Raw genomic sequence first — 6563 nt, 5'->3', positions numbered from 1 at the left:
GCTACAGCCTGGAAGAGCCTGCCGCCGCGATCCGGCCGCCGCGCCCGATCATCATCATGGTGCTGGCCGGCAAGCCGGTCGACGAACAGATCGCGGCTCTGCGCGGCGTTCTGTCGGCCAACGACATCGTCATCGACGCCGGCAATGCCAATTTCCGCGACACGATGCGGCGCTTCTCCGAGCTTTCCGGCTCGGATCTCACCTTCATCGGCATGGGCGTGTCCGGCGGCGAGGAGGGCGCGCGCCACGGGCCGTCGATCATGGTCGGCGGTACGGAGGACTCGTGGAAGCGCGTCGAGAAGGTGCTGACGGCGATCTCCGCCAAGTTCAAGGACGAACCCTGCGCGGCATGGCTCGGCACCGACGGCGCCGGGCATTTCGTCAAGACCATCCACAACGGCATCGAATATGCCGACATGCAGATGATCGCCGAAATTTACGGCATCTTGCGCGACGGCCTGGGCATGGGGCCGAAGGACATCGGCACGGTGTTTTCCAACTGGAACAAGGGCCGGCTCAATTCCTACCTGATCGAGATCACCGCCAAGGTGCTGGCATCAGACGATCCGAAGACCGGCAAGCCGGTGGTCGACATCATCCTCGACCGCGCCGGCCAGAAGGGCACCGGCAAATGGTCGGTCATCGAGGCGCAGCAACTCGGCATTCCGGCGACGGCGATCGAGGCGGCGGTGGCGGCACGCGTTCTATCATCGATCAAGGACGAGCGGCTGGCGGCGGAAAAGGCCTATGGCAACGCCGGCGTGACGAAGATTTCAGGTGACAAGGATGCCCTGCTGAAAGATCTGGAACTGGCGCTGTTCGCCGGCAAGATCGCCGCCTACGCCCAAGGATTCGCGGTGATGAGCGGCGCTTCCAAGGAATTCAACTGGAACCTGCCGATGCCGACCATCGCCAGGATCTGGCGCGCCGGCTGCATCATCCGCTCGCAGATGCTCGACACCATGGCGGAAGCCTTCAGCAAGGGCGGCGCCTCGACCAACCTCCTGATGGCCCCGGCCTTCATCGCGCTGATGCAGGAGGCGCATCCGTCGCTACGCCGCATCGTGGCGAGGGCTTCGGAGGCCGGTTCGCCGGTGCCGGCGCTGTCTTCCGCACTTGCCTATTTCGACAGCTACCGCCAGGGCCGCGGCACCTCGAACTTGATCCAGGCGCAGCGCGACTTCTTCGGCGCGCACGGCTTCGAGCGCATCGACGACAAGGGCGCGTTCCATGGGCCGTGGGGAAGCGGTGCGGCTGGCTAGCCCAAGGGCCTAAACGGAAACCGGCGGGCTGAACGCCCGAACCTCGCTGGTGGCGACAAGGCGCTGCAACGAGCCGGGTGCGGCGCCGCCGATCCAGCCGAGCACGGAGCGGGCGAGATCGGAGCCGGCCAGGCGGAAGTTCTCGTTGACGACGAGCAATTCCGGCCGGAACAGGTGCAACAGGTCCGACGACTGCTTGGACACGACATCGACGTCGCGGCCAAGCTTGAGGCCGGCATCCTCGATGCCGGCGACGATCGCCAGTGTCGCGGCGGCAGCGCTGCTGACGAAGCCGTCCGGCCTGTTTTCGCGGCGCATCACCTGCGCGGTCCTGGTCCTGATCTGCTCGATCGTGTGATCGACGGAAACGGTGTTGAACGGAATTTCGCTGGCTCCGACCTCGCTCAGCGCATCGGCAAAGCCGTTCAGCGTGTGGCCATAATAGGTCAGCCCGGGCGGAGGCGACAGAAGCGCCAGCTTGTGCCTGCCCATACTCGCCAGGCGGCGCACGGCTTCCATCGCGAAAACATGGTTGTCGAAGTCATGGTAGGGATGGACGAGGCCCATGTCGGTGCGGCCATGCGTGGCAAAGGGCATGCCGTGCTCAAGCATGTAGCGGGCGCGCGGATCGTTCGGTTGGGTGCGCGAAATGATGACTCCGTCGGCCGAGCCGGTCTCGACGAGATAGCGGATCGGCTCCATCGGATCCTGCGAGCGGGAATAGGGCGTGACGATCAGGTGATAGGGCGTTTCGGCGAGCACTTCCGAAACGCCGTAGATGATGTCCGAGACGAAGCTCATGATCTCGCGGTCGGTGTTGAGCACGAGGCTGATGACATTGGTCCTGCCGGTGCGCAGACGCACGCCGGCGCGGTTCGGCCGGTAGCCGATCTGCTTGGCGACGAGCTGGACGCGGCGCCTGGTTTCGGCGCCGATTTCCGGGGCATCCTTCAAGGCGCGTGACACGGTGGTGACGCCGAGCCCGGTCATGAAGGCAAGCGTCTTCAACGTCGGCCGTCCCTGTGCCGAGGTCTCCCCGCTCTTGTCCGTACGCTGTCTGTCCATTCGTCCCGCCCGTCAGGCGCATAGCAGCCGCGAGCCATGTCGGCAATCGCCGTCATGGCGATACGATATGCGTTCCAGCCCCGGTAAAGTCTCAATACACTGAAACGTTACAGATTGCCATATCGAGTTACATGTCCCTCGCCCACGAGGTGGATGGTTCTTTTGCGAAACGCTTGGGATTCCAGGAGAAATTGCCTCTGCCGCCGCCTTTTTGCCCGTATCAGGCGGCATTTCGGTGTTTGCGCCGCAGCAAACCTTGCTGCAGTGCATGAGAAGCGCGATCATCCATGCGAATTTGTTCGCAGCCCGAAAAAATATCGAGGGTGCTTCGTTGATGGGTTGCACAGCCCGCGCAATTGCCGTATCGAAAATCTGTAACGTTTCAGATTCTGGGAGGAGCCGAAATGCGATACAAACTTTTGACCGCTGCGCTGGCAGCGACGGCCGCGTTGCAGTTTGCCGGCCAGGCGGCCGCGACGGACCTGGAAGTCACCCATTGGTGGACGTCGGGCGGCGAGGCGGCGGCGGTTGCGGAACTTGCCAAGGCATTCGATGCGACCGGCAACCACTGGGTGGACGGCGCCATTGCCGGCTCCGGCGGCACGGCGCGGCCAATCATGATCAGCCGCATCACCGGTGGCGATCCGATGGGCGCCACGCAATTCAACCATGGCCGGCAGGCGGAAGAACTGGTGCAGGCCGGCCTGATGCGCGACCTCACCGACGTCGCCACCAAGGGCAAGTGGACTGATGTCGTCCGGCCGAAGAGCCTGCTCGACGGCTGCACCATCGACGGCAAGATCTATTGCGTGCCCGTCAACATCCATTCCTGGCAGTGGTTGTGGCTGTCCAACGAGGCCTTCGAGAAGGCTGGCGTGCCGTTGCCGAAGGACTGGAATGAATTCGTGGCGGCAGCGCCGGCGCTGGAAAAGGCCGGCATCATCCCGCTCGCCGTCGGCGGACAGGCCTGGCAATCCTCCGGTGCCTTCGACGTCCTGCTTGCGGCTGTGGGCGGCACGGACACATTCCTCAAGGTCTACAAGGACAAGGATGCCAAGTTCGCCGCCGGGCCCGAAGTCGCCAAGGTCTTCAAGGCCGCGGACGATGCCCGCAAGATGGCGAAGAACACCAATGTGCAGGACTGGAACCAGGCGACCAACCTGGTCATCACCGGCAAGGCCGCTGGCCAGATCATGGGCGACTGGGCACAGGGCGAGTTTCAGGTTGCCGGCAAGGCCGCGGGCAAGGATTACACCTGCCTGCCAGGCCTTGGGCTGAACGAGGTAATAGCCACGGGCGGTGACGCCTTCTACTTCCCGCTGCTCAAGGATGCCGACAAGAGCAAGGCGCAGGAGGTGCTGGCCGAGACGCTGCTCGATCCCAAGACGCAGGTTGCCTTCAATCTGAAGAAGGGATCCCTGCCGGTGCGCGGCGACGTCGATCTCAATGCGGCCAACGATTGCATGAAGAAGGGCCTCGCCATCCTTGCCAAGGGCGCCGTCATGCCGTGGACGGACCAACTGCTTTCGCAGGACACCCAGAAACAGAAGGAAGACCTTTTCGCCGAATTCTTCGCCAAGCCGGAACTGACCGTCGAAGACGCGCAGAAGCGCTTCGCCGACCTCATCGCTTCGGCGGACTGACGCTGGAGGCAACCCGCCTCGCTCCCGGCCTTGCGAATGCAGGGCCGGGAATGCACCGCCCTTACCCAGCCGGCTGACGAGATGAGCAAGAGCGCACGCCCCAACCTTCTGTTCCGCAACCTCAATGCGAAGGTCGCCTCGATCCCGATGATCCTCACCGCCATGGTGGTTTTCGTCGGCGGCACCGTTTGGACGGTGCTCTATTCCTTCACCAATTCGAAGCTCCTGCCGCGGCTGAATTTCGTCGGACTAGACCAGTATTACCGGCTGTGGGCGGCGCCGCGCTGGCTGATCTCGATCGAGAACCTGTTGATCTACGGCGCGATCTCGCTGGTGTTCTCGCTGGTCATCGGTTTTCTGCTTGCCGCGCTGCTCGATCAGAAGATCCGCTTCGAGGACACGTTCCGCACCATCTTCCTTTATCCTTTCGCGCTCTCCTTCATCGTCACCGGCCTGGTCTGGCAGTGGTTGCTCAATCCGGATTTCGGCATCCAGCATGTCGTGCGGGACTTAGGCTGGACGAGCTTCAGCTTCGACCCGCTCTATAATTCCAGCATCGTCATCTACGGCATATCGATCGCTGCGCTGTGGCAAGGCACCGGGCTCATCATGTGCCTGATGCTGGCCGGCCTGCGCGGCATCGACGAAGACATCTGGAAGGCGGCGCGCGTGGATGGGATCCCGATGTGGAAGACCTATCTGTTCATCGTCATCCCGATGATGCGGCCGGTCTTCATCACCACGCTCGTCATCATCGCTTCCGGCATCGTCAAGGTCTATGACCTGGTCGTGGCCCAGACCAGCGGCGGCCCGGGCATCGCATCCGAAGTGCCGGCCAAATACGTCTACGACTATATGTTCTTCGCCCAGAACCTCGGCCAGGGTTTTGCCGCCTCGACCATGATGCTGCTCTCGGTGGTGATCGTCATCGTGCCTTGGGCCTATCTCGAGTTCGGGCGACGCAAATGAGCATTGCAGACATCACCGCTCAAGCAAGCGTTGCCGCCGGCGCGCGCCAGGACATCGCAGGGCCCTACGGTCCAAAGCCGCGCCGCATGATTTCGCGCCGCAACGTCTTCCTCTACGGCACATTGTTCGTCATGGCGGTCTACTACCTCTTGCCGCTCTATGTCATGATCGTCACCTCGCTCAAGGGCATGCCGGAGATCCGGCTCGGCAACATTTTCTCACCGCCGCTCGAGATCACCTTCGAGCCGTGGGTCAAGGCGTGGTCAACGGCCTGCACCGGCCTTAACTGCGACGGGCTCTCGCGCGGTTTCTGGAATTCGGTGCGCATCACCGTGCCGTCGGTGCTGCTGTCGATCGCCATCGCCTCGGTGAATGGTTATGCACTGGCCAATTGGCGCTTCAAGGGCGCCGATACGTTCTTCATCATCCTGATCGTCGGCGCCTTCATTCCCTACCAGGTGATGATCTATCCGATCGTCATCATCCTGCGCGAGATCGGCCTCTATGGCAGCCTCAGCGGGCTGGTGATCGTCCATTCCATTTTCGGCATGCCGATCCTGACGCTGCTGTTCCGCAATTATTTCGCCTCGATGCCGGAAGAGCTGTTTCGGGCGGCACGCGTCGACGGCGCCGGCTTCTGGGGCATCTTCCTGCGCATCATGCTGCCGATGTCGCTGCCGATCTTCGTCGTCGCCATCATCCTGCAGGTGACCGGCATCTGGAACGACTTCCTGTTCGGCGTCGTCTACACCCGCCCCGACACCTATCCGATGACGGTGCAGCTCAACAACATCGTCAATTCGGTGCAAGGCGTGAAGGAGTACAACGTCAACATGGCCGCAACCATCCTGACCGGGCTTGTGCCGCTCATCGTCTACTTCATTTCCGGCAAGCTTTTCGTACGCGGCATCGCCGCCGGCGCGGTGAAGGGGTGACGGCGATGACGGCAGCCAATGATACCAGCGTTTCGATCCAGGACCTGTCGCTGAACTTCGGTGCGGTGACCGTCCTGGAGACGCTCAATCTCGATGTCGCCGATGGCGAGTTCATCGTGCTGCTCGGGCCGTCCGGCTGCGGCAAGTCGACCTTGCTCAACTGCATTGCCGGCCTGCTCGACGTTTCCGAGGGCCGCATCTTCATCAAGGGCAAGAACGTCACCTGGGAAGAGCCCAAGGACCGCGGCATCGGCATGGTGTTCCAGTCCTATGCGCTCTATCCGCAAATGACGGTGGAGAAGAACCTGTCCTTCGGGCTGCGTGTCGCCGGCACGCCAAGAGAAGAGATCGCCAAGCGGATCGCGCGGGCGGCTGAGATCCTGCAGATCGAACCGCTGCTGCAGCGTAAGCCGGCCGCACTTTCCGGCGGCCAGCGCCAGCGCGTCGCCATCGGACGGGCGCTGGTGCGCGATGTCGACGTGTTCCTGTTCGACGAGCCGCTGTCCAATCTCGATGCCAAGCTGCGCGCCGAACTGCGCGTCGAGATCAAGCTGCTGCATCGCAAGCTGCAGAACACCATGATCTACGTCACCCACGACCAGATCGAGGCGATGACGCTGGCCGACCGCATCGCGGTGATGAAGGGCGGCGTCATCCAGCAGCTCGATGCGCCGCAGACCATCTATAAC

General features: G+C 62.7%; 6 protein-coding genes. 5 read left to right on the top strand and 1 reads right to left on the bottom strand.

Translation table 11 applies throughout. The annotated features are described in order from the left end of the window. The coding region (gene gndA / locus EN750_RS13150; RefSeq protein WP_127396667.1) for an NADP-dependent phosphogluconate dehydrogenase at nucleotides 1-1262 on the top strand (1262 nt) is incomplete at its 5' end. Nucleotides 1263-1271: 9 nt separating this feature from the next. On the opposite strand, the gene EN750_RS13145 is transcribed toward gndA, so the two are convergent. Beyond that, entirely contained in the window at nucleotides 1272-2327 is a 1056-nt protein-coding gene (locus EN750_RS13145; RefSeq protein ID WP_127396666.1) for a LacI family DNA-binding transcriptional regulator, read from the bottom strand. Between the two features lie 404 nt (nucleotides 2328-2731). Here EN750_RS13145 and EN750_RS13140 point away from each other — a divergent pair, with 404 nt between their 5' ends. From EN750_RS13140 to EN750_RS13125, 4 genes are all read left to right on the top strand, one after another. After that, the gene (locus tag EN750_RS13140) at nucleotides 2732-3970 is read left to right on the top strand and encodes an ABC transporter substrate-binding protein (protein ID WP_127396665.1); all 1239 of its coding nucleotides are present in this window, start codon (nucleotides 2732-2734) and stop codon (nucleotides 3968-3970) included. A gap of 81 nt (nucleotides 3971-4051) precedes the next feature. After that, nucleotides 4052-4939 carry a sugar ABC transporter permease gene (locus EN750_RS13135; protein WP_127322195.1) on the top strand — a complete coding sequence of 296 codons (888 nt, stop codon included), beginning with the start codon at nucleotides 4052-4054 and terminating at the stop codon, nucleotides 4937-4939. Next, nucleotides 4936-5874, top strand: a complete 939-nt coding sequence (locus tag EN750_RS13130) for a carbohydrate ABC transporter permease (protein ID WP_127396663.1) — start codon at nucleotides 4936-4938, stop codon at nucleotides 5872-5874. The genes EN750_RS13135 and EN750_RS13130 overlap by 4 nt, the downstream gene beginning before the upstream one ends. Before the next feature lie 5 nt (nucleotides 5875-5879). After that, nucleotides 5880-6563: ABC transporter ATP-binding protein (locus EN750_RS13125; protein ID WP_145967621.1), on the top strand; the 684-nt coding region annotated here is incomplete at its 3' end.

Source organism: Mesorhizobium sp. M7A.F.Ca.ET.027.03.2.1, assembly GCF_003999175.1.
GTDB lineage: Bacteria > Pseudomonadota > Alphaproteobacteria > Rhizobiales > Rhizobiaceae > Mesorhizobium.
The sequence above is the reverse complement of the archived record's forward strand: the minus strand, read 5'-3'. Positions and strand labels throughout refer to the sequence as shown.

Excerpts from the sequence above, each read along its gene's own strand:
- EN750_RS13145 (WP_127396666.1), bottom strand. The coding sequence starts at position 2,327 with ATGGACAGACAGCGTACGGACAAGAGCGGGGAGACCTCGGCACAGGGA.
- EN750_RS13140 (WP_127396665.1), top strand. The coding sequence starts at position 2,732 with ATGCGATACAAACTTTTGACCGCTGCGCTGGCAGCGACGGCCGCGTTG.
- EN750_RS13135 (WP_127322195.1), top strand. The coding sequence starts at position 4,052 with ATGAGCAAGAGCGCACGCCCCAACCTTCTGTTCCGCAACCTCAATGCG.
- EN750_RS13130 (WP_127396663.1), top strand. The coding sequence starts at position 4,936 with ATGAGCATTGCAGACATCACCGCTCAAGCAAGCGTTGCCGCCGGCGCG.